20 protein-coding genes are annotated in these 22977 nt (G+C 32.2%); 10 read left to right on the forward strand and 10 right to left on the reverse strand.

The window, feature by feature from the left end:
• Positions 1-28 precede the first annotated feature (28 nt).
• The 3 genes from RSE15_RS04115 to RSE15_RS04125 all read right to left on the reverse strand — a co-directional run bounded on the left by RSE15_RS04115 (position 29) and on the right by RSE15_RS04125 (position 1349).
• On the reverse strand, positions 29-202 hold the full coding sequence (locus RSE15_RS04115; protein ID WP_324069697.1) for a hypothetical protein: 174 nt from the start codon (positions 200-202) through the stop codon (positions 29-31).
• A gap of 19 nt (positions 203-221) precedes the next feature.
• On the reverse strand, positions 222-503 hold the full coding sequence (locus RSE15_RS04120) for a hypothetical protein (RefSeq protein WP_324069698.1): 282 nt from the start codon (positions 501-503) through the stop codon (positions 222-224).
• A 171-nt stretch (positions 504-674) separates the two neighbouring features.
• Positions 675-1349 carry an OmpW/AlkL family protein gene (locus RSE15_RS04125; RefSeq protein ID WP_324069699.1) on the reverse strand — a complete coding sequence of 225 codons (675 nt, stop codon included), beginning with the start codon at positions 1347-1349 and terminating at the stop codon, positions 675-677.
• A 138-nt stretch (positions 1350-1487) separates the two neighbouring features.
• Between RSE15_RS04125 and smpB the strand changes: the two genes are divergently transcribed.
• Positions 1488-1940 (forward strand): SsrA-binding protein SmpB, encoded by a 453-nt coding sequence (gene smpB, locus RSE15_RS04130; protein WP_324069700.1) that lies wholly within the window; start codon positions 1488-1490, stop codon positions 1938-1940.
• Between the two features lie 10 nt (positions 1941-1950).
• Positions 1951-2313 (forward strand): helix-turn-helix domain-containing protein, encoded by a 363-nt coding sequence (locus tag RSE15_RS04135; RefSeq protein WP_324069701.1) that lies wholly within the window; start codon positions 1951-1953, stop codon positions 2311-2313.
• On the opposite strand, the gene RSE15_RS04140 is transcribed toward RSE15_RS04135, so the two are convergent.
• Entirely contained in the window at positions 2314-2955 is a 642-nt protein-coding gene (locus RSE15_RS04140) for a protein-L-isoaspartate(D-aspartate) O-methyltransferase (protein WP_324069702.1), read from the reverse strand.
• Between the two features lie 143 nt (positions 2956-3098).
• Between RSE15_RS04140 and RSE15_RS04145 the strand changes: the two genes are divergently transcribed.
• From RSE15_RS04145 to RSE15_RS04180, 8 genes are all read left to right on the forward strand, one after another.
• The gene (locus RSE15_RS04145) at positions 3099-4064 is read left to right on the forward strand and encodes a Gfo/Idh/MocA family protein (RefSeq protein ID WP_324069703.1); all 966 of its coding nucleotides are present in this window, start codon (positions 3099-3101) and stop codon (positions 4062-4064) included.
• Positions 4065-4096: 32 nt separating this feature from the next.
• Positions 4097-4987 (forward strand): 3-hydroxyacyl-CoA dehydrogenase family protein, encoded by an 891-nt coding sequence (locus RSE15_RS04150; RefSeq protein WP_324069704.1) that lies wholly within the window; start codon positions 4097-4099, stop codon positions 4985-4987.
• 65 nt (positions 4988-5052) lie between these two features.
• Complete coding sequence (locus RSE15_RS04155) at positions 5053-6273, forward strand: DUF1015 domain-containing protein (protein WP_324069705.1); 1221 nt, start codon at positions 5053-5055, stop codon at positions 6271-6273.
• Between the two features lie 87 nt (positions 6274-6360).
• Positions 6361-6885: a hypothetical protein gene (locus RSE15_RS04160; RefSeq protein WP_324069706.1), complete on the forward strand. Its 525-nt coding sequence runs from the start codon at positions 6361-6363 to the stop codon at positions 6883-6885.
• Positions 6870-7535 (forward strand): YggS family pyridoxal phosphate-dependent enzyme, encoded by a 666-nt coding sequence (locus RSE15_RS04165; protein ID WP_324069707.1) that lies wholly within the window; start codon positions 6870-6872, stop codon positions 7533-7535. The genes RSE15_RS04160 and RSE15_RS04165 overlap by 16 nt, the downstream gene beginning before the upstream one ends.
• Positions 7536-7597: 62 nt before the next feature.
• Entirely contained in the window at positions 7598-8959 is a 1362-nt protein-coding gene (locus RSE15_RS04170; RefSeq protein WP_324070403.1) for an exonuclease domain-containing protein, read from the forward strand.
• Between the two features lie 2 nt (positions 8960-8961).
• Complete coding sequence (gene miaA / locus RSE15_RS04175; protein ID WP_324069708.1) at positions 8962-9888, forward strand: tRNA (adenosine(37)-N6)-dimethylallyltransferase MiaA; 927 nt, start codon at positions 8962-8964, stop codon at positions 9886-9888.
• Positions 9889-9890: 2 nt separating this feature from the next.
• Positions 9891-10616, forward strand: a complete 726-nt coding sequence (locus tag RSE15_RS04180) for an acyl-[acyl-carrier-protein] thioesterase (protein WP_324069709.1) — start codon at positions 9891-9893, stop codon at positions 10614-10616.
• Positions 10617-10646: 30 nt separating this feature from the next.
• Here RSE15_RS04180 and RSE15_RS04185 read toward each other — a convergent pair whose 3' ends face one another.
• The 6 genes from RSE15_RS04185 to RSE15_RS04210 form a co-directional block, all read right to left on the reverse strand.
• Positions 10647-11345: a response regulator transcription factor gene (locus RSE15_RS04185; RefSeq protein WP_324069710.1), complete on the reverse strand. Its 699-nt coding sequence runs from the start codon at positions 11343-11345 to the stop codon at positions 10647-10649.
• A gap of 18 nt (positions 11346-11363) precedes the next feature.
• Positions 11364-12947, reverse strand: coding sequence for a sensor histidine kinase (locus RSE15_RS04190; protein ID WP_324069711.1), 1584 nt, complete (start codon positions 12945-12947; stop codon positions 11364-11366).
• A gap of 71 nt (positions 12948-13018) precedes the next feature.
• Positions 13019-13606 (reverse strand): dephospho-CoA kinase, encoded by a 588-nt coding sequence (coaE, locus tag RSE15_RS04195; RefSeq protein WP_324069713.1) that lies wholly within the window; start codon positions 13604-13606, stop codon positions 13019-13021.
• A 2-nt stretch (positions 13607-13608) separates the two neighbouring features.
• Positions 13609-14607 (reverse strand): glycosyltransferase family 2 protein, encoded by a 999-nt coding sequence (locus RSE15_RS04200; RefSeq protein ID WP_324069714.1) that lies wholly within the window; start codon positions 14605-14607, stop codon positions 13609-13611.
• Positions 14608-14747: 140 nt separating this feature from the next.
• Positions 14748-18815: an NIDO-like domain-containing protein gene (locus tag RSE15_RS04205; protein ID WP_324069715.1), complete on the reverse strand. Its 4068-nt coding sequence runs from the start codon at positions 18813-18815 to the stop codon at positions 14748-14750.
• Between the two features lie 107 nt (positions 18816-18922).
• The gene (locus RSE15_RS04210; RefSeq protein WP_324069716.1) at positions 18923-22846 is read right to left on the reverse strand and encodes an NIDO-like domain-containing protein; all 3924 of its coding nucleotides are present in this window, start codon (positions 22844-22846) and stop codon (positions 18923-18925) included.
• Between the last annotated feature and the right edge of the window lie 131 nt (positions 22847-22977).

The following is a 22977-nucleotide window of genomic DNA, read 5'->3' on the forward strand; positions in this document are numbered from 1 at the left end:
GTTTCTTTACCTTTTTTTTGTATCTTTTTTAGTGGATGCCTCTTTTTTTTTTAGCTGCGTCTAATTTCTTTTGAAATTCTTTCTTGTTCTTTACAACTTGTTCTTTGGTAACTTTTTTACCATCTTTAATTACTTTTGTTTCTTGCGCTAAAGCACCTATTGAAAACAAAAATAACAAACCTAAAAGAGCTATTTTTCTCATATGATTTAAAAAATTAAGATTAAACAATTTTATGAATTCTATTTACTGGAATTACAACACCTTGTTTTAAAATTACTCGGTTATCTGTTACTCCCCAAATTGTAGTTTCTACCATTTTTTTTGACTTATCGTCTTCAAAGTAAATTTTAATTTTAACATGCTCTAAATTACCTAATGAAAGCGCGCGATCTAATTCGTTTTTACGAGAAGATATTTCATCATTATCTTCTAACACATCCGACTTTGGGAAATTTAATAATGCTATTATTTCTTTGTCTATTAATTCAAATGTAGTACTCATGGTTTTAGTAGTTTAATTAGGGTTTTTAAAGTTAAAAAAAAAAGTATATAAAAGTAGTTTTTTTACTTTTTAATTTTGAAGTCTAAAGTCGTTTAAAATTTACCTGAAATTAAAGTAAAAAAAGAGACCGCTTTTGACGATCTCTTTTAACTGATTTTTTTTAAATACGTATTAAAACTTCATACCAACACCTACTCCTACTAACCAAGGATTGACATCTACTTCCGCTGGGATGATTAATCCTGGTGCTAAATTTGAAGCATCAACACTAACATCGGTACTTAAAAATAAACGTTTAACATCTAAGTTGATAAAAAATGTTTCATCTAGCATTAAATCGAACCCCAATTGTGCTGCATAACCTAAAGCATTATCATATGATACATCAGCAACATCTCCCGATTTAACATTGTAAAATAATGTATAATTTACACCCGCTCCAATGTATGGCTTGAAAACTTTTTTGTCTGAAGTATAAAAATGATATTGCGCTGTTAATGTTGGAGGCAATAACCAAACACTGCCTAAATTTACATCGCCAGCTGCTGTATTAATTGCTTGAACATCATGTTTTGCCGTACCTAATATTAACTCAGCTGCAAAATTTTCTGTAAAAAAATAAGTAAAGTCTAATTCAGGAATTAAAGCATTTGAAATAGCAACATCACCACCAATAATACCAATTGAAGCACTTTCATCTGGAGCAACTCCAACCGCTCTTAATCTAACTTGCCATCTTTTAAATTCATTTGATTTCGATTCTTCTTTTGTTTCGTTATCTTGTGCGTTTACAAAATTTACTGTCATTAAAGACATCGCCATTAAAGCAAAAACTATTTTTCTCATTTTGTTAAGTTTTAAAATTATAAGTCAAAGATATTTAGTAGAAAAACGCTAAAAACTGATATAAATCATAGATTAAAAAAATTTTATCTGTAATTATCTTTTTAAAATACTACAATTTTAATTTACATTTGTAGCCTTATGCTAAAGACCGTAAATATCCTTAATAAAAGAGCTAAATTCGATTACGAAATTTTAGACAAATACACTGCTGGAATTGTCCTAACTGGAACCGAAATTAAATCAATCCGTTTAGGAAAAGCTTCTATTACAGAAAGTTTTTGTGAATTTAATGAAGGGGAACTTTTTGTAATTAATTCTAATATTGAAGAATATTTATATGGAACGCATTATAACCATAAAACAAAAAGTGAACGTAAATTATTATTAAACAAAAAAGAACTAAAGAAACTTTTTAAAGATTCTGACAACAAAGGATTAACCATAGTACCACTTCGATTATTTACCAACGAAAAAGGATTAGCAAAACTAGATATAGCATTGTGTCGTGGTAAAAAGAATTATGATAAACGTGAATCGTTAAAAGAACAAGACACAAAACGTGATTTAGACCGAATTAAAAAAAGCTTCTAATCGTATCACAATGAAAGAAATTCTAAAACAAGCTCGCATTGATAAAGGATTTTCCACAAGAAAGTTAGCCGAACTTACAAAAATTGATCAAGCCTTAATTAGTAAGTTTGAAAACGGTTTTAGAATTCCAACCAAAAAACAAATTCAAACGCTTGCCCAAATTTTAGAAATCGATTTAAAACCATTATTGGTCTCTTGGTACAAAGTGAAATTAGACCAAAATTTCGATCTAAATACGTTTGCCATTCAAGCCATTACTGAAATTCTTCAACAAAAAGGCATTGAAGTTGGGAATTCATCCAAAGAAAAAGAAATTACTTCCATCTTAGATGAATTGGAAGTTTTAAAACAAAAATTAACGAATCTTCGCTAATTAATTTTTATTTTCTAAAAGAGGTACAAAACGGAAATCACCAAATTCATGCTTTTCAAACTGTGTCTCGTTTTTACGAATCAACAACGTCATAATTTGATCTTTTTCTCCTACCGGAATTACTAACCTTCCTCCTATTTTTAATTGTGCCATCAATGGTTGTGGAATAAATGGAGCTCCAGCTGTCACAATGATACCATCAAAAGGAGCCTCCTCGGCAAAACCTTTGTAACCATCGCCAAATATTAATTTTTTCGGACGAATACTCAATTTTGGCAACAAAAGTGAGGTCTTTTTAAACAATTGATTTTGTCGTTCAATGGAATAGACAATTGCTCCCAATTTACACAAAACTGCCGTTTGATAACCACTTCCAGTTCCAATTTCTAGAATTTTATGCTCTTTTTTAATTTCTAATAATTGAGATTGAAAAGCTACAGTGTAGGGTTGTGAAATAGTTTGATCAGCACCTATAGGAAATGCTTTATCTTGATAAGCAAAATCTTCAAAACTCGAATCTAAAAATAAATGACGTGGAATTTTACTAATAGCTGCCAATACATTCTTATCGGTAATTCCTTTTTCTTCCAACTGCTTTACAAGCTGATTTCTAAGTCCTTGATGTTTATTAGTATCTTTCAATTTGGGTAATAATTTATTTCGTAAAAATAGCTTGAAAAATCTAAATATCAAATGTAAAATTTCTGAAACTTTTATTCCGAAGTTTTGAAACTTAAACTTTTGAACTTTAAACTAAAATTGTACTTTTGATAAAATTTAATCTTATGCTAAGAGTAGGCGTTTTAGGTGCGGGTCACCTTGGAAAAATACATTTACGATTATTAAAACAATCAGAAAAATATGAATTAGTAGGCTTTTACGATGCTTTTGATGAAAATGCAAACAAAGTAGCTGCCGAATTTGGTTACAAAAAATTTGATTCCATTGCTGCGTTAATTGATGCGGTTGATGTTGTTGATATTGTAACTCCTACATTACAACATTTTGAATGTGCTAAACAAGTTATTGAAGCTGGTAAACACATTTTTATTGAAAAACCAATCTCAAATACAGTTGAAGAAGCCGAAGAAATTATCGCTTTAGCTAAAAAACACAATGTTAAAGGTCAGGTTGGACATGTAGAACGTTTTAATCCTGCGTTTACCGCTGTGAAAGATAAAATCAAGAATCCAATGTTTATTGAAACGCATCGTTTGGCTGAATTTAATCCACGTGGTACTGATGTTCCTGTGGTTTTAGATTTGATGATTCACGATATTGATGCGATTTTAAGCGTAGTAAAATCAAAAGTAAAATCTATTAACGCTAGTAGTGTTGCGGTGATTTCAGATTCTCCAGACATTACCAATGCACGAATTGAATTTGAAAACGGTTGCGTAGCCAATATTACTTCGAGTCGTATCTCCATGAAAAACATGCGCAAATCGCGTTTCTTCCAAAAAGACGCCTACATTGCTGTTGACTATTTAGACAAAGTGTGTGAAATTGTTCGCATGCAAGATGCTCCAGAAGTACCTGGCGATTTTGATATGATTTTACAAAATGCCGAAGGCGTAAAAAAACAAATCTATTTTGACAATCCAAATGTACAAGCTAATAATGCGATTTTGGACGAATTAGAAACATTTGCAGATGCCATCAATAACGACACCACACCCATCGTAACATTAGAAGACGGAACCGAAGCATTACGTGTGGCGTATCAGATTATTGATTGTATGAATAAGTAATAAATAATAAACTAAAAATCCTAAAATAAAAAATGAACACAATAGCTGTAATTGGTGCAGGAACTATGGGCAACGGAATTGCACATACTTTTGCACAAAGCGGATTTACCGTAAAATTAATTGATATTTCAGACAAATCATTAGAAAAAGGAATGGCAACTATAGCTGCTAACCTTGACAGAATGGTTTCAAAAGGAACTATTACGGAAGATGACAAAATCAAAACCATCGGAAATATTATTACGTACACTGACATCAAAGACGGTGTGGTAGGTTGTGATTTAGTAGTGGAAGCGGCTACCGAAAACGTTACTTTAAAAATGAACATCTTCAAACAATTGAGCGATGTTTGTAACCATAACGTAATTTTAGCTTCTAACACTTCTTCAATTTCTATCACTCAAATTGGAGCACAAGTTGTTCATCCAGAAAGAGTTATCGGAATGCACTTTATGAATCCGGTGCCAATTATGAAATTGGTTGAAATTATCCGTGGATATTCTACTTCGGATGAAGTGACTAAAATCATCATGGATTTATCAGTTAAATTAGGAAAAACACCTACTGAAGTAAACGATTATCCAGGTTTTGTAGCCAACAGAATCTTAATGCCTATGATTAACGAATCAATCGAGACATTATATAACGGAGTTGCTGGTGTACAAGAAATTGATACCGTGATGAAATTAGGAATGGCGCACCCAATGGGACCATTACAATTAGCAGACTTCATCGGATTAGACGTTTGTTTGTCTATCTTAAACGTAATGTACGACGGATTCAAAAATCCAAAATACGCACCTTGTCCATTATTAGTAAACATGGTAATGGCTGGAAAATTAGGTGTAAAATCGGGTGAAGGATTTTATGATTATTCTGAAAGCAAAAAAGCAGAGAAAATTGCAAAACAATTTTCAAAGTAAAAAGTCACAGTTTTCAGTCGCATTTACATCTGAATACTGCGACTGAGACTGATAACTAAATAAAAATGGCTAAAATAAAACCTTTCAAAGCAGTTCGTCCGGCAGCGGATAAAGTTGCCTTAGTTACTTGCAGAACGTATGACGATTACAGTTCGGCTGAGCTTGCTGCTTGGTTGGATTTTAATCCGTATTCGTTTTTGCATGTGATTCATCCTGCTTATGCCAATGCGCAAAAAGTGTCTTTGGAAAAGCGTTTTAAAGCCGTTGCAAACAAATATCAAGATTTTAAACACGACCAAATTCTGATTGAAGAAGAACATCCTGTTTTTTATCTGTACGAAATTCAGTCAAAAGGACAAACTTTTACTGGAATTATTGCTGGAACTTCGGTGAAAGATTACCAAGATAACGTCATCAAAAAACACGAAGACACCTTGCAATATCGGGTGGAATTATTCAAAGATTATTTACATCAAACGAATTTTAACACCGAACCCGTTTTAATCACTTATCCTGATAGTGTGGAGATTAATACGTTTATTGCGTTGCGAAAAAAGAGTAAACCTGTTTACGAATATTCAACTACCAATAAAGAAAAACACACGCTTTGGAAAATTGATACACAATCGGAAATCGATTGGCTACAAGAACATTTTGAAGGAATTCCAAATTTATATATTGCAGACGGGCATCATCGCTCGGCTTCAGCGGAATTGTTATACGAACAAGACAAGCATTTAGGCAATGAAAACTTGAATTATTTCATGAGTTTTTTAATTGCCGAAAGTAATGTCAAAATTTACGAATTCAACCGATTAATTCGCGATTTGAATGGTTTGAGTAAAGATGATTTTATCAAAAAATTATCCGAAAACTTTATCATTAAAGCGAAAGACCAAGAAATATGGAAACCCCAAAACAAGTTTGAATTTGGCATGTATTTAGATGGTAGTTTTTATGCCCTTTTTTACAAACATGAAAACCACAATAAATCTTCGATTCTAGATAGTTTGGACGCTCAAATTTTATACAACAAAGTATTATTTCCAATATTAGGCATCGAAGATTTACGTAACGACGAACGAATTGATTACATTCCTGGAAAGCAATCCATTTCGGTAATAAAAGATCTAATCGATGAAGGCGAATTTGAAGTAGGCTTCATGCTCTACCCCTCTGATATCAATGAAATAAAAGCGTTAGCCGATAATAATTTAATCATGCCGCCAAAATCAACATACATTGAACCGAAGTTTAGAAGTGGTTTGGTGGTGTATGAGCTTTAATAGAGTTTGGAGATGGAAGTTGGGAGTAAAAGAAAATAAAAACATTTTTTTAGTTCTGAACTAGTTTCAGAATGTATTTTACATTTTATGAAAATATTTGAAACAGAAAGTAGAAAATTCAATTTAAGATTTTGGAATAAATTCAAATTATTTATTTTAACATTAATTATTGTTTTTATAGTACTTTTTATTGAAAAAATAAATGTAAATAGTTACTTTTTAATTATTCTAACATTATATCTAATTTTTACTATTTTTTACTCAATAATCTATTCGAAAAATGAAATTTACAAAATATGCTTTGATGAAAATAAATTAACTTTTTTCGGGAAAAAATATAATACCATTTGGCAAGAAGATTTTTTAATTTCAGAATCAGACATTAAATTGAAGGTCATTTCTAGTAGAAGATATTGTGATAAGGTTTATTATTTAAATATACAAAATAGAAAGTCAGAATATTTGATTAACTATGAAAACAATTGGAAACAAATTGAAGTTTTAAATATTTTCAAAACTTACAAAGAATTAAAGAATGAAAAAATAATAATTGATGAACATCTAATTTTAAATTCATTAATAGATCAAATAAAAAAATGTCAATCTCAATAAACCTCAATACCATAAAATCCCAAATTCCAGCACGTGTTACATTGGTAGCGGTTTCAAAAACCAAACCTGTGGCTGATTTAATGGAAGCTTACGATGCTGGGCAACGTATTTTTGGAGAAAACAAAATCCAAGAAATGACCGATAAATGGGAAGTCATGCCAAAAGACATTGAATGGCACATGATTGGTCACGTGCAAACCAACAAAGTAAAATTCATGGCGCCTTATGTGAGTTTGATTCATGGCGTGGATAGTTTGAAATTATTACAAGAAATCAACAAACAAGCGACAAAAAATAATCGCGTAATTGATTGTTTATTACAAGTGTATATTGCCGAAGAAGAAAGTAAATTTGGATTAGATGAACAAGAATTGGAAGAGCTAATGAAACAAGTTCAGAATGACAAGGATAATTTTAAAAACATCAGAATCGTTGGTTTAATGGGAATGGCAACGTTCACCGAAAATAAAAACCAAATCGAAAAAGAATTCAAGCATCTAAAAACGATTTTTGATAAATACAAAACACTGAACACTGAACACTTTCAACTGAACACTCTCTCAATGGGCATGTCGGGCGATTATCAACTCGCAATTTCATGCGGAAGTACAATGGTTCGAATTGGAAGTAGTATATTTGGATCCAGATAATTTGTAAAGACGCGATTAATCGCGTCTTTACTATCATACATAACCTTTTAAACTTTTAAACTATTTATTGCATACTCGACATAGAAACCACTGGAGGCCAATTCAACGAAGAAGGAATTACCGAAATCGCCATTTATAAATTTGATGGTCATGAGGTGGTGGACCAATTCATTAGTTTGGTAAATCCAGAAAAGCCAATTCAACCTTTTGTGGTGAAATTGACTGGGATTAATAATGCCATGCTTAGAAGTGCTCCAAAATTCTATGAAGTTGCTAAAAGAATTATCGAAATTACAGAAGGCTGCGTTGTCGTAGCTCATAATGCATCTTTCGATTATCGTATTTTAAAAACCGAATTCAGACGTTTGGGTTATGATTTCAAGAAACAAACTCTTTGCACGGTTGAATTAGCTAAAAAGTTAATTCCGGAACAAGAATCGTATAGTTTAGGAAAATTAGTTCGTGCGTTAGGAATTCCAATGGCAGACCGTCACAGAGCTAGTGGTGATGCCATGGCAACTGTGAAGTTGTTCAAAATGTTGATGGCAAAAGACGTTGAAAAAGAAATCGTAAAAAGTTTCATTAAAACGGAAATCAAATCGGGAATTTCACCAAAACTATTAGATATCGTAGAAAGTTTGCCTTCCAAAACGGGAATCTACTACATTCACAATGAAAAAGGCGATTTGATTTACATTGGTAAAAGTAAAAACATCAAAAAACGCGTCAACCAACATTTCACGGGAACTTCAAGTAAAAGTAAAAAAATACAACGCGATGTATTTGCTGTCTCAGTTGAAGAAACGGGTAGCGAATTAATAGCACTTTTAAAAGAAAGTGAAGAAATTAAAATCAACAAACCTATTTATAATAGAGCGCAACGCAAAAGCATTTTTCAATATGCCTTATACATGCATAAAAATGTAGAAGGTTATTTAGCGTTAAGCGTTGAAAAAGCAGATGGTCGTAAAAAAGAAATTACGTCATTCACTACCTTACAAGAAGGAAGAAATGCTTTGTTTAAAATTACCGAAAAACACAATTTGTGTCAGAAAATCAATGGTTTATACATTACAAAAAACGCTTGTTTTCAACATAAAATAAAAGAATGCAATGGTGCTTGTATTGGCGAAGAATCTCCGGAAAGTTATAACGAAAGAGTAACCGAATTTATAGAGGAAAACGCTTTTGAAAACAACAACATGATTATCATTGATCGCGGTAGAACTTTTGATGAAAGAAGTGCTGTCTTAATTGAGAATGGTGTTTACAAAGGTTATTGCTTTTACGAATTAAATTATCAAATTACTAACATCGATATTCTGAAAAACATCATTATACCGATGCAACATAATCGCGATATTAAAACGATTATTCAAAGTTATTTACGCAAAAACAAAGTTTACAAAGTAATTAAGTTTTAAAGTTGAATTACCTAATCACAATCATCGGGCCAACAGCCATCGGAAAAACGGCGCTAAGTATTGCTTTAGCACAACATTTTGGTTGCGATATTATTTCGTGCGATAGCCGTCAGTTTTTTAAAGAAATGAAAATTGGTACGGCTGTTCCAAGTGATGAAGAATTAGCTGCGACACCACATCATTTTATTCAAAATAAATCGATTTTTGAAAGTTATTCAGTTGGTGATTTTGAACAAGAAGCTTTAGCTAAATTGGACGAATTATTTCAGAAAAACAACATTCAAATTATGGTCGGTGGTTCAGGTTTGTATGTGGAGGCGGTTTTGAAAGGATTTGATGATTTTCCGGATATTGATGATTCGGTAAGAGAAACAATTAATACAAAATTTGATAGCTTAGGTATCGAATATTTGCAAGAGCAATTACAAAAATTAGATTCGGAATATTATCAAAAATTGCAAACTGAAAATCCGCAAACACTTCAAAATCCGCAACGAATGAAACGTTTTGTGGAAGTATGTTTAGGAACGGGAAAACCCTATTCAAGTTTTATTGGAAAACGAAAAAATGTGAGAAACTTCACTCCTATTATCATTGGTTTAGAAGCGGACAGAGAAATAATGTACGATAGAATCAACCAACGCGTTGATATCATGCTAAATGAAGGCCTTTTAGCCGAAGCACAAGCATTGTATCCAAATAAACAATTGAATGCATTGCAAACAGTTGGTTACAGAGAATTATTCGATTATTTTGAGGGAAAAACAACCTTAGAATTCGCTATCGAACAAATTAAAATGAATACGCGACGTTTTGCTAAACGACAAATCACTTGGTTTAAACGAACTGAAAATGTGAGTTGGTTTGATTATTTGATGGATAAAAAAGAGATTATAAAAAAAATAGAATCACAGATTCAAAAATTATAAAAATGCCCATTTCTCCTCATTTTACTTCTATCTTAAAACAAGAATACGAAATCAACTTTCTACAATGCTATCCAAATGGTTTGTTGAAATACACCGATTTATGCAATATTTTTCAAATCACTGCTGGAATTCATGCCGATTTAGGTGGAATTAGTTTTAGTGATATGCAAGAACATCACCAAGCTTGGGTAATGAGCAAAATGCGTTTAGAAATTATCAGCTTACCGAAATGGAAAGAGAAAGTTACCGTAAAAACGTGGATTAAATCGTTAGAAAATTCGCGTTCAACTCGATGTTTGGAATTGTATCGTGGTAATGAAAAATTAGCAGGTTGCGAAACCTATTGGGCAGTATTGAATACTCAAATCAGAAGACCTGAAAATTTAGCTTTACCTCACGAGCATTTTATCAAATATCCAGAACACAGCGCTACTGAAAAATCGGTACAACGAATTAATTTGGATATTCCTTTTGAAAAAGTTTTGGATTACAAAGTACAATTATCAGATTTAGATATTGTAAATCACGCTAACAATGTAAAATACCTAGAATGGTGTCTAAATACCATGGATAGAAAATTTATCCTAAAACAGCACATAAAAGGTTTTGAAATGAATTTTCTAAAAGAATTGAATTTGAATGACGAAGTGATCATTTCAAATAATGAAAATACATATGTAATCTCTAAAGAAGATAAGATTTGCTTCGCATTAGAAATAAACGAATAAAAAAAGTCCTGATTACTCAGGACTTTTTTGTTATTTTTTGATTACTAATCTAAAACCTTCACCATGAATGTTTAAGATTTCTACATTTTCATCTTGTTTTAAGAATTTTCTCAATTTAGCGATATATACGTCCATACTTCTTGAAGTGAAATAATTATCATCTCTCCAAATTTTTGTTAATGCTAATTCTCTAGGCATTAAGTCATTTTCATGAAGTGCTAACATTTTTAATAGCTCACACTCTTTTGGTGATAATTTAATAGGTTCTTGCCCAGGAAAAGTTAAGAAACGTAATTTTGAGTTTAAATGGAATTTACCAATTTCAAATTCAAATTTAGTTGTATCTGGTTTCACTTCTGAAGCTTTTCTTTGGATAATAGCTTTAATTTTCATTAAAAGCACTTCTGAATCAAACGGTTTGTTTAAATAATCGTCTGCTCCTACTTTATATCCTTTCAACACATCTTCTTTTAGTGTTTTTGCTGTTAAGAAAATAATAGGCACTTCTTGATTCTTTTCACGAATTTCTCTAGCTAAAGTGTAACCATCTTTATAGGGCATCATGACATCCAAGATGCATAAATCGTATGTATCTTTTTTAAATTTTTCAAAGCCTTCCATTCCGTTTTTTGCTAACGTCACTTCAAAATCATTGATCATTAAATAATCTTTTAAAACAGCGCCAAAATTTGGATCGTCTTCAACTAATAATATTTTTTTTGCTTCCATAGTTTATAGTGTATCTTTTTAATTTATTAATGGTAATTTTATAATAAAGGTGCTACCTTTTCCTTTTTCGCTTTCTACAAATATTTGCCCGTTATGGTCTTCAATAATTTGTTTTACATACGCTAAACCTAAACCGTGACCTTTAACATTGTGTAAATCTCCAGTATGTTCACGATAGAATTTTTCAAAAACTCTTTTTTGAGCTACTTTACTCATTCCTGCTCCTTGATCTTGAATTTTAATCAAGATAAAGTCTTTAATATTTTCGGTAAATACATCAATTACTGGTGCATTTGGCGAATATTTAATTGCATTATCTAACACATTTACTAATACGTTGGTAAAATGAACTTCGTTTAAAAGGATTGTATTTCGTTGTGCATTAAAATGTTGATGAATAATTCCTTCTCTATCTTCTACAATTAAACTAACATGCTCTATTGCATCTTCAATAATTTCTGAAACATCTCGAGGTTCTTTTGAAATATCTAATTCGTTTTTTTCTAATTTAGAAATTCGTAAAACATTTTCAACCTGAGCGTGCATTCGTTTGTTTTCTTCTTTTATCATTTGAAGATATCGTTGCACTTTTTCTTTATCATCAATAATTTTTGGATTCTTAATTGCATCTAAAGCTAAATTGATAGTAGCAATAGGCGTTTTAAATTCATGCGTCATATTGTTAATGAAATCGGTTTTGATTTCAGAAATTTGTTTTTGTTTTATTAATTGATTCAAGGCACTTGAATAAGTTAAAACAATAACCAAAGTAAACAATAAAGACAGACTTGAAATTCCAATTAATGAAGAAAAAACAAATTTATTTTTTTGTGGAAAACTAACTAATAATTGATATTTAGAAAGTCCTTCATTGTCTTGAAATACAGGTATCCCATATGTTGTATTACTATTGTATTTAAAGTCTTCAGAACGTATTTTAGTTGCTAAACCATTACTGTATATTCCAAATTCAAAAGGTGTTTTTACACCATACTTATGAAGTTCGTCTTTTAAATATTTACCTAATTGTTCCGTCGAAACTCTTTCTTGCAATGGTTTTAAAGAGACTACATCTTTAAATGTTACTTCAAAATTTGCTTTGTCTAAACTTGTAACGCTTCCTACTTTTTTCATGGAAACATCTGGAAAAGAACGAATCTTTAACGTTCCATCATTTATAGTATTTCCATTAAAAACTTCCGTTTTTCTTTTTGAAATAACTTTCCCAAAATTAATAGCTTCAGCGTTTTTATCGAAAAAAGAACCGTTAATACCATAATTTTCAGCGACTAATGTGTTCGTGTAAATTATAGTTTCATTCGTTTTTTTATCACGCTCGTAAAAATAAATCTCTTTTAATTCTTCTTCTTTAGGTATTTTTCCGGTGCTATCAATAATTTTATTATAATAGTTATAGAAAGAAACCATTTCTTTTTCATTGATTGTATTAGAAACGTTTCCTAAAACTTGTTGCACATGGTATTTGAATTCTTCTTCATTTTTATCCAAAGAAGTAGATATCCAATACAATTGAACTAAAATAATTCCTATTAATGACAAACTCATTAAAAAGACCAATAATCTAAATCTTGATTTATTCATCGAAACAAATTTAACATTTTAACACTTCTTGTTAAAATACATTAACCAAAGATTAACATAATAACCTTTTATTATGTTTTTGCTAAAATTTTAAGAATTTCATCAATTTTTAATAAAGTTGTTTCCAAATTTGTATTTTCTACAACAAAATCGCTTAGTTTTATTTTATCTGCTTCGGGAAGTTGATTTTTAATTCGTGCTGAAACGCTCTTTTTACTTGAATTATCTCGTTTCATAGCTCTTTCTATCCTAACTTCTTCTGGAGCTGTTATTAAGATTACTTTATCGCAATCTTTATGACCTCCTGTTTCAAACAAAATAGCTACTTCTTTAATTATAAAAGGGACATTTTTATGTTCATTTATCCAATTACCAAAATGATTTTTAACTTCTGGATGAACAATCGCATTTAGTTGTTTTAATTTCTCAGGATTAGAAAATACAAATTCAGCAATTTTATTCCGATTTAAAGTGTTATCATCATTTAAAACGGATTGGGGAAACAAATTTTGAATATTATGTTTAACATCAGTACGTTCCATTATTTTCTTAGCTTCTTCATCTGCTATGTAAACTGGAATACCTTTTGAAGCAATATAATTAGCTACGGTAGATTTACCACTTCCTATCCCACCTGTTAAACCAATAATTCTAGTCATTTTTACTTCTTAAAAAATAATTCTGGAAATGCCACTTGTGGCTGTTTTTTTAATAATACAACTTTATAAAAAGAAAGTAAAAAACCTTTTCCATATCCATAAAATTGAATTACAGCTGCCCATATTGAATATAACGCTATTTTTAAACTTTTATTAGTCAATAAAGAACTCATAAAAAGCAACGAAAAATAAAATATGTATAAAGCAATAAATATATAAATAGCAAAAAATGTTAATAGAACTGAAAATAAAAATCCAATTAAAAAAAGACTTGGAAACCAAAAAGTAATTTTAGCATACTCAGGATACCATGAATTTAATATTGGTCTTGCCTTTCCAAATTTATTTACTTGAATTTGAAATTTTTCCCAACTAATTCTTCTTTTATGATACACAAAAGCATTTTTAATTAATTTAGTTTTAAAACCTAAATTCCATAATCTAATTGATAAATCTGGATCTTCACCAGGGTGAATATTTCCAAAACCATTAGACGCCTCAAAAGCTTTTTTAGACAATCCCATATTAAAACTTCGAGGTTGAAATTTATCAACTTTTTCACTTCCACCTCTAATTCCCCCTGTAGTTAAAAAAGATGTCATTGTAAAATTAATTGCTTTTTGAATATCTGAAAATGAATCCAATGCAGCATCAGGACCACCAAAACAATCTACATATTCTAATTCTAAACTCTTTTGAACATGTGTTAAATAATCTGAAGGAATTATACAATCTGAATCTAAAATAATAAAATAATCGCCTTTCGCATTTTGCATTCCAAAATTTCGAGAATCTCCAGGTCCAGAGTTTGGTTTAAAAAAATACGAAATAGTTAATTTATGACTATATTTTTCAATAATACTATGACATGGAATTGTTGAACCATCTTCGATTATTACAACCTCAAAAGGAATATTAGAAGTGAATTTTGTTAAACTTTCTAATAATTCATCAACTTCATCGGGTCGATTATAAACGGGAACAATAAACGAAAAATACATGTTACTTTTTTTTACAAACCTACATAAAATTTAAAGATTATGTATCGAAGTTTTAACTTTTATGAAGATTGTAAACGTCATTTTTAAAACAAAAAAAGTCCCGATAAATCGGGACTTTAATCATTAACTTAAACTATTAATTATTGCTTAACTACTTTTAAAGTTTTGATAGTATCACCTACTGTTACATTTACAATGTATGTACCAGCACTTAATTGAGACATATCAATTTGTGATGAAGTTTCATTAATGTTTTTAGAAATTACTTCTTGACCTATCATATTAATAACTCTAACAGAAGAAATTTCAGAAGTGTAAGAAACATTTAATACATCTTTAACAGGGTTTGGATAAGCAGAGAAATTAGCATTATCAAATGAACCTGAAGATAACGAAGCATCATAGGCTGATACTAAGAAAGTTCCTGAAATATCATTCCCAGATTCCCAAACTCTAAAGTAAAGCACTTCACCTGGTGTTCTTCCACTAACAGAAATCAATGGTTGATCATTTGGAGTAGCACTTGAAGAATCATCACAATCTACTAACACTAATGCACCACATGAACCACTGTAAACAGCACCAGCACCATCTGTAATACCACCTATGTTTGTGTTAAGTTCAAAAGTTAAACTTCCAGAAGCAGGAACTACAGCAGAATACCAAACATCACCTCCTAAATAACTTGCACAACCTGGAGCTGTCTCACCAACTGAAGCCGTAGCAGCAAAACTTGTTCCAACAATATCATTATCATCAAATACACCGCCTGGAGTCAATACTTGAGCATTTGCACAATTATCATTAGCTGGAGGACATCCTAAGACAGAAAAAGTATCTACTAAACTATTACAAATTAAATTTAGAGGATCTGAAATATTTATGTTAATTGAAGTTCCAAAGTTATATGGTCCTAAATTAATTATTCCAATTGATGTTATTGGCCAAGTTGATATACCATCAGTTAAGATAAATGATCCAATACCTAGTGAAGTTACATTAATATCAATTGAAAATTGATTATTTAAACAATTTAAAGAAGTTGACGCTGTTAATGTTGGTAAAATCAACATGGATGAATTTGAAAAAGAAGCAGAAGATACTGATGAACATCCTCCATTTGTTGCAATAACTGTATAACTTATTCCTTCTGCCATGCCTGATATCAAACCACTTGATGCTATTGTAATTCCTGATGTAGCAGGTGTAAATACATAGGTATTTGAAGCATCATAATTCGAAATTGTACTTGTTCCCGCTGATGAACAACTTGTAGCCGTTGAACTAATCGTTGGAACCAAAGGTGTAGGTAATTGTGTAGCATTCGAAAAAGAAGCAGAAGCTACTGATGAACATGCTCCATTTGTTGCAATAACTGTATAACTTGTTCCTTCTATTAAACCTGATATTAATCCTGTTGCATCTATAGTAATTCCTGACGTAGCAGGCGTAAAAGTATATGTATTTGAAGCATCATAATTCGAAATTGTACTTGTTCCCGCTGATGAACAACTTGTAGCCGTTGAACTAATCGTTGGAACCAAAGGTGTAGGTAATTGTGTAGCATTCGAAAAAGAAGCAGAAGCTACTGATGAACATCCTCCGTTTGTTGCAATAACTGTATAACTTATTCCTTCTGCCATGCCTGATATCAAACCACTTGGTGCTATTGTAATTCCTGATGTAGCAGGTGAAAAGGTATAAGTATTTGAAGCATCATAATTCGAAATTGTACTTGTTCCCGCTGATGAACAACTTGTAGCCGTTGAACTAATCGTTGGAACCAAAGGTGTAGGTAATTGTGTAGCATTAGAAAAAGAAGCAGAAGCTACTGATGAACATCCTCCGTTTGTTGCAATAACTGTATAACTTGTTCCTTCTATTAAACCTGATATTAATCCTGTTGCATCTATAGTAATTCCTGACGTAGCAGGCGTAAAAGTATATGTATTTGAAGCATCATAATTCGAAATTGTACTTGTTCCCGCTGATGAACAACTTGTAGCCGTTGAACTAATCGTTGGAACCAAAGGTGTAGGTAATTGTGTAGCATTCGAAAAAGAAGCAGAAGCTACTGATGAACATCCTCCGTTTGTTGCAATAACTGTATAACTTATTCCTTCTGCCATGCCTGATATCAAACCACTTGGTGCTATTGTAATTCCTGATGTAGCAGGTGAAAAGGTATAAGTATTTGAAGCATCATAATTCGAAATTGTACTTGTTCCCGCTGATGAACAACTTGTAGCCGTTGAACTAATCGTTGGAACCAAAGGTGTAGGTAATTGTGTAGCATTCGAAAAAGAAGCAGAAGCTACTGATGAACATCCTCCGTTTGTTGCAATAACTGTATAACTTGTTCCTTCTATTAAACCTGATATTAATCCTGTTGCATCTATAGTAATTCCTGACGTAGCAGGTGTAAAAGTATATGTATTTGAAGCATCATAATTCGAAATTGTACTTGTTCCCGCTGATGAACAACTTGTAGCCGTTGAACTAATCGTTGGAACCAAAGGTGTAGGTAATTGTGTAGCATTCGAAAAAGAAGCAGAAGCTACTGATGAACATGCTCCATTTGTTGCAATAACTGTATAACTTGTTCCTTCTATTAAACCTGATATTAATCCTGTTGCATCTATAGTAATTCCTGACGTAGCAGGCGTAAAAGTATATGTATTTGAAGCATCATAATTCGAAATTGTACTTGTTCCCGCTGATGAACAACTTGTAGCCGTTGAACTAATCGTTGGAACCAAAGGTGTAGGTAATTGTGTAGCATTCGAAAAAGAAGCAGAAGCTACTGATGAACATCCTCCGTTTGTTGCAATAACTGTATAACTTATTCCTTCTGCCATGCCTGATATCAAACCACTTGGTGCTATTGTAATTCCTGATGTAGCAGGTGTAAATACATAGGTATTTGAAGCATCATAATTCGAAATTGTACTTGTTCCCGCTGATGAACAACTTGTAGCCGTTGAACTAATCGTTGGAACCAAAGGTGTAGGTAATTGTGCAACATTCGAAAAAGAAGCAGAAGATACTGATGAACATCCTCCGTTTGTTGCAATAACTGTATAACTTGTTCCTTCTATTAAACCTGATATTAATCCTGTTGCATCTATAGTAATTTCTGACGTAGCAGGCGTAAAAGTATATGTATTTGAAGCATCATAATTCGAAATTGTACTTGTTCCCGCTGATGAACAACTTGTAGCCGTTGAACTAATCGTTGGAACCAAAGGTGTAGGTAATTGTGTAGCATTCGAAAAAGAAGCAGAAGCTACTGATGAACATGCTCCATTTGTTGCAATAACTGTATAACTTATTCCTTCTGCCATGCCTGATATCAAACCACTTGGTGCTATTGTAATTCCTGATGTAGCAGGTGAAAAGGTATAAGTATTAGAAGCACTATAATTTGAAATAGTACTAGTACCTGCCGATGAACAACTTGTAGCTGTTGAACTAATTGTTGGAGCTAAAATAGGCGCACAAGGACTGAACGAAAATATTTGACCAGTCAATGGTTTTGTAGTTATATCTATAACATGGTTAGAGTTAGAAACCACTGGATTACTAACGCTTGTCAAATTTAAATAACTTGCACTACCAGATGAACCAATTCCAATAGAAGCTCCTCCTGATACAGGTGACACAGAACCTGTTTCTTGACGATACAAAAATTCTACCACATTAGTAGTTTCATATAATTTAACTTGAAAGCTAATTGTAGGATTTGGAATAGCTGCAGTAGCGGCATTTTTATCCCAAAACCAATTACGCCATTCAACCGTAAGTACTCTATTTGGAGCGCTTCCTGTTACTTCATAAGCGGCTACTGAATTAGTACTTATACCAGATAAATCATCCCATAGAGGCGCTATAAATGGTCTAGAACTAGAATATACAGCAGAAGTAAAAGTATTTGATATTCTTGAACTAGAACCCGCACCAAAACTAATAAACCCATTTGATGACATTTTGAATTGCGTATAGGTACTACCGTCGTAAACAAAAGAGAAACCAATGTTTTGGGCAGTACTTATAGCATCATCAGCACGGACACTAGAGAGAAGTGTAGCCGAAGCACTTGTTTCGACATATGAACCTATCGAATGACTAAAATAATAATTTGGTACACTTTGTGCATTGATAAGGTTTATAAAAAAAAGAAGTATAAATAATAAATTTTGTTTTTTCATAATATTAAAAAATTTGCCATAAAATTAATTATTTTTTTCAGTAAAAAAAATAATTATAAAAAAAGTCCCGATAAATCGGGACTTTAATCATAACATAAATAAATTAATTATTGCTTAACTACTTTTAAAGTTTTAATAGCGTCTCCAACTGTTACATTTACAATGTAAGTACCAGCGCTTAATTGAGACATGTCAACCTGTGATGAAGTTGCATTTATATTTTTCGAAAGTACCTCTTGACCTATCATATTGATAACTCTTACAGAAGAAATTTCAGTAGTATATGAAATATTTAATACATCTTTAACAGGGTTTGGATAAGCTGAGAAATTAGCATTATTAAATGAATCTGAAGATAATGAAGCATCATAAGCTGACACTTTGAAAGTACCAAAAGCATCATTACTATATTCCCAAACTCTAAAATAAAGCACTTCTCCTGGATTTCTATTAGTTACTGTAACTAATGGCTGATCGTTTGGATCTGAACTTGCAGAATCGTTGCAACCCAATAATACTAATGAACCACAAGTACCACTATATACCGCACCAGCACCATCAGTTATACCGCCTACGTTTGTATTAAGTTCAAATGTCAAACTACCAGAAGCAGGTACTACTGCAGAATACCAAACATCACCACCTAAGTAACTAGCACATCCTGGAGCTGTTTCACCAGCAGAAGCTGTAGCAGCAGCATTTGTTCCAACAATATCGTTATCTCCAAATACTCCACCTGGAGTTAAAGCAATTGCATTTATACAATCATCATTAGCTGGAGGGCAAGAATATGTTAAAGAACCTAAAGGTAAATTACAAGTAGCATCTGATCCATGTAATAAAGTTAAAGTTACAGAAGAACCTGAAGCAAAAGGACCAACATTAACCACACCAATTGCAGATACAGGCCATGTTGTTGTACCATCTGAAATTGAAGGCGTACCACTTCCTAAAACTGTTACGTTAACATCAACAGTAAATTGTGCAGTACCACAAACTGGAACAATAGTAGCTTGAGCAGAAGGAGGTGTACATGAAGCCGCAACAATGTTAATTGTAAAATCAGCTGTTTCTCCATAAGTACCAGAATAACAAGGATTAGAAGGAGTTTGTAATGCATCTGTAGCAACAATTCTCATTCTATGTTGACCTAATGAAATTCCAGCAGGCATAACAAAAGATGCATTCAATAATGTAGGTGCTGCTGTTGTAGCCGAAAGACCAGTATAAACAATTTCTGAAGACTCGAAAGTAAAATTATCATTTGCATCAATCCAAATCACAGTATTATAATTATAACTATTTGAACCAAATGATGGTACATTAAATGTAATTTGAACATTATTATTAATTCCTTGAGTCATATCAACTACAGTAGCAGTATGATCATTATAAACTGGTGCTGTAGAAACTGTGTTTGCAAAGTTTGTAGCTACTAATTGAACATTTGTAATACCTGTTCCATCAACAGATGTTGGAGCAGATACACAATAACATCCATTTGCATTAGTAGTAAAAGATTGTTCTGTACAACCTGTGGCTGAACCAATTGCATTATGAGGAACAATAGTATAAAAATAGGTAGTTCCAAAGTTACCAGAAAATGAATAGATATTTGTTGTAATAGCTGTAGCATTTGCAATATCACTACCACCTGAAGTAGTACCTACTGTAATATAATATCCATCAGCATTTGGAGTTGCGTCCCAAGTAATTGAGTTAGCAAAATTTCCACAAGAAGGGTTTGGTGTAGCAACAACATTACTTGCACATGATGGAGCAGATGCTGGAATTGGTTCCCAAACTACATCATCTACATAAATAGTTATATAAGTACCAGCGTTATGACGGAAACCTATAAAAGTATCTGTACCTGCATAAGCACTAAAATCAACTACATAAAGTGTTGAAGTTGCTGTTGTAGCAATAGTTTGAAATGGTGTAAATACCGCAGATGCTGTATTGTTATTTAAAGTTCCAACTTGAATTGAACCAGTTGTTCTAGCATAAAATTTTAATCTGTGAGTTCCAGCGCTTAAATTAGATAAAACTGGAGAGACTAAAATAATATCATCAGTAGTTGTTGTCGCTGAACTAGAATTATATAATGCAGCAGAATTTGGAGCAGAATTAGTTGTAGTTCCTGTAGTAGTAACAGTTGCAAATGTTGACAATGTTGCACCTCTTAAAATTTTTGACCAACAATCAGGTAATGCAGGTGTTGTTACACCATCAAAATTTTGATTAATAGTTCCCACTGCATTACACAAAGTTCTAAAAGTAATTGGACCAGACCAGGTACTAAAATCTCCTGCACCACAAACTGATCGCACATATACTTCATAAAGTGTATTTGCAGTTAATGGATTTCCGTTAACATCAAATCCTTCTCCAATCACAGTAATATCATCAATTGGAGCACCATTAGTTGTAGGCTCTCCTGTACCTGGAGCTTGAATTACATATTCATAATCAAATTGTAAACCACCTGAACCGTCAGTCCAAGATAAGTCAACTGAATTTGATGTAATATTTGAAGCAATTATAGCTGTTGGATTCAAACAAGATGGCGATTCAGTGATTGAAATATCATCTAAAGAAATGTACCAAGGTGTACCATTCATAAATCCTTTAATACCTACATAATAAGTACCTGAAGTTGCTGGAGTAAAATCACCGAATATTTCTTGATAATTTCCGTTAATAATTCCTATTGCAGCAACAATTGAATTAGTCATGCCAGCCGCACTATTTGTAGAGCCATAGCTGATTGCCATATTTGAATCTGTAGCAGTACCACCATCTTGACGAGCATATAAAGAAACTCTATAACTAGTTCCTCCAACTAATTGAATTGGAATAAACATCCAATCATTATTACTATACACCAAAAAAGCATTATAAGAACCCGTTCTTGGAGTTCTATTGTAATCTGTAAATGTACTATTTGCAGTCCAAACACCTCCTCCTGTTACAGAAGCTTGAGACAGACACCCTGCAACTGTGGTATTGTGTGTATAACCAGATTCAAAGCCTTCGAAATAAGGAACTGAATATGGATTACAAGGAGTAGCAAAAGTAAAAGGACCAGACCACGCACTGTAAGTTCCACTACCACAATCTGAGCGTAACCAAACATAATAAGCTGTATTAACACTTAATCCTGATAAACTTTCTGTTAAATTAGTAGTCGATGTACCAGCACCTGAAGGAGCCGTATTTACATTAGAATAATAATATTCATAACCTATTGAAGGAACTGGTATAGCAGCATTCCATGAAATAGTAGCAGATGTAGGAGTTATTGCTGATGCAACAAAACTTCCAGGAGCAGCACATGAAGGCGGTGTAAATGTAAGTTTTTTACCAGCTAAATTAGCCATTACAGTCGCATTAATTGCATTGTTTGCCGTTACTGATGATACAGTTGAAGTAGCAGCTGGAGTTACACTCAAAAAAGATGTTGCATCATTTAACCCAACCGAAGCGGTAACAGTATTAGCTGTTGTAAATGGAGTACTATACACCATTTCAATAACATTTGTTGTCTCATATAATCTAATAATTGTAGAAACATCTGCTCCACCATTATTTCCACCACCACCAATCTTAGTATTGTGCCAATTTATAGTTAATACTTGATTTGGTGAAGAACCAGTAACCGCATAACGTATAGTACCAGAACCTAAATGGTTATCATCCCAAAAAACTGCTATTAATGGCTTATTAACTTGAGCAGCATTGGTCAAACCATTTCCCCAATGGTTATCAACACCATCGACAATATTCCCTCCTAACTTAATAATCCCATTTGTACTAATACTAAATGTGTTATAAATAGTACCTCCAAAATTAAAATTAAAGCCAATTGGCAATGCATTTTGTTCACCATCATCACCAGTAGCGGTCGATGTAGTACCCGTAATTTGCGCATATGCCTCGGTAGATTCAGCAAAAGCATAAGAACTTACCTGAGCATTTATTTGCCAACACGTAAAGAGTGCAAATAAAATAAAAGTAATTTTTTTCATTTATTAATAATTTATAATTTATCAAAAACAAATTTAAACAATTAACTCATATATTTTTAACAAATTATTAATCCTTGTTTCATTATTTCCTTAATATCGTTGAAATGTATTAAAATGCCGATAAAGTGTCC

The organism is Flavobacterium sp., from assembly GCF_035195345.1.
Taxonomy (GTDB): domain Bacteria; phylum Bacteroidota; class Bacteroidia; order Flavobacteriales; family Flavobacteriaceae; genus Flavobacterium.

Coding starts and splice junctions, on each gene's coding strand:
- RSE15_RS04115 (WP_324069697.1), bottom strand. CDS start 202: ATGAGAAAAATAGCTCTTTTAGGTTTGTTATTTTTGTTTTCAATAGGT.
- RSE15_RS04120 (WP_324069698.1), bottom strand. CDS start 503: ATGAGTACTACATTTGAATTAATAGACAAAGAAATAATAGCATTATTA.
- RSE15_RS04125 (WP_324069699.1), bottom strand. CDS start 1,349: ATGAGAAAAATAGTTTTTGCTTTAATGGCGATGTCTTTAATGACAGTA.
- smpB (WP_324069700.1), top strand. CDS start 1,488: ATGCTAAAGACCGTAAATATCCTTAATAAAAGAGCTAAATTCGATTAC.
- RSE15_RS04135 (WP_324069701.1), top strand. CDS start 1,951: ATGAAAGAAATTCTAAAACAAGCTCGCATTGATAAAGGATTTTCCACA.
- RSE15_RS04145 (WP_324069703.1), top strand. CDS start 3,099: ATGCTAAGAGTAGGCGTTTTAGGTGCGGGTCACCTTGGAAAAATACAT.
- RSE15_RS04150 (WP_324069704.1), top strand. CDS start 4,097: ATGAACACAATAGCTGTAATTGGTGCAGGAACTATGGGCAACGGAATT.
- RSE15_RS04155 (WP_324069705.1), top strand. CDS start 5,053: ATGGCTAAAATAAAACCTTTCAAAGCAGTTCGTCCGGCAGCGGATAAA.
- RSE15_RS04160 (WP_324069706.1), top strand. CDS start 6,361: ATGAAAATATTTGAAACAGAAAGTAGAAAATTCAATTTAAGATTTTGG.
- RSE15_RS04165 (WP_324069707.1), top strand. CDS start 6,870: ATGTCAATCTCAATAAACCTCAATACCATAAAATCCCAAATTCCAGCA.
- RSE15_RS04180 (WP_324069709.1), top strand. CDS start 9,891: ATGCCCATTTCTCCTCATTTTACTTCTATCTTAAAACAAGAATACGAA.
- RSE15_RS04185 (WP_324069710.1), bottom strand. CDS start 11,345: ATGGAAGCAAAAAAAATATTATTAGTTGAAGACGATCCAAATTTTGGC.
- RSE15_RS04190 (WP_324069711.1), bottom strand. CDS start 12,947: ATGAATAAATCAAGATTTAGATTATTGGTCTTTTTAATGAGTTTGTCA.
- coaE (WP_324069713.1), bottom strand. CDS start 13,606: ATGACTAGAATTATTGGTTTAACAGGTGGGATAGGAAGTGGTAAATCT.
- RSE15_RS04200 (WP_324069714.1), bottom strand. CDS start 14,607: ATGTATTTTTCGTTTATTGTTCCCGTTTATAATCGACCCGATGAAGTT.
- RSE15_RS04205 (WP_324069715.1), bottom strand. CDS start 18,815: ATGAAAAAACAAAATTTATTATTTATACTTCTTTTTTTTATAAACCTT.
- RSE15_RS04210 (WP_324069716.1), bottom strand. CDS start 22,846: ATGAAAAAAATTACTTTTATTTTATTTGCACTCTTTACGTGTTGGCAA.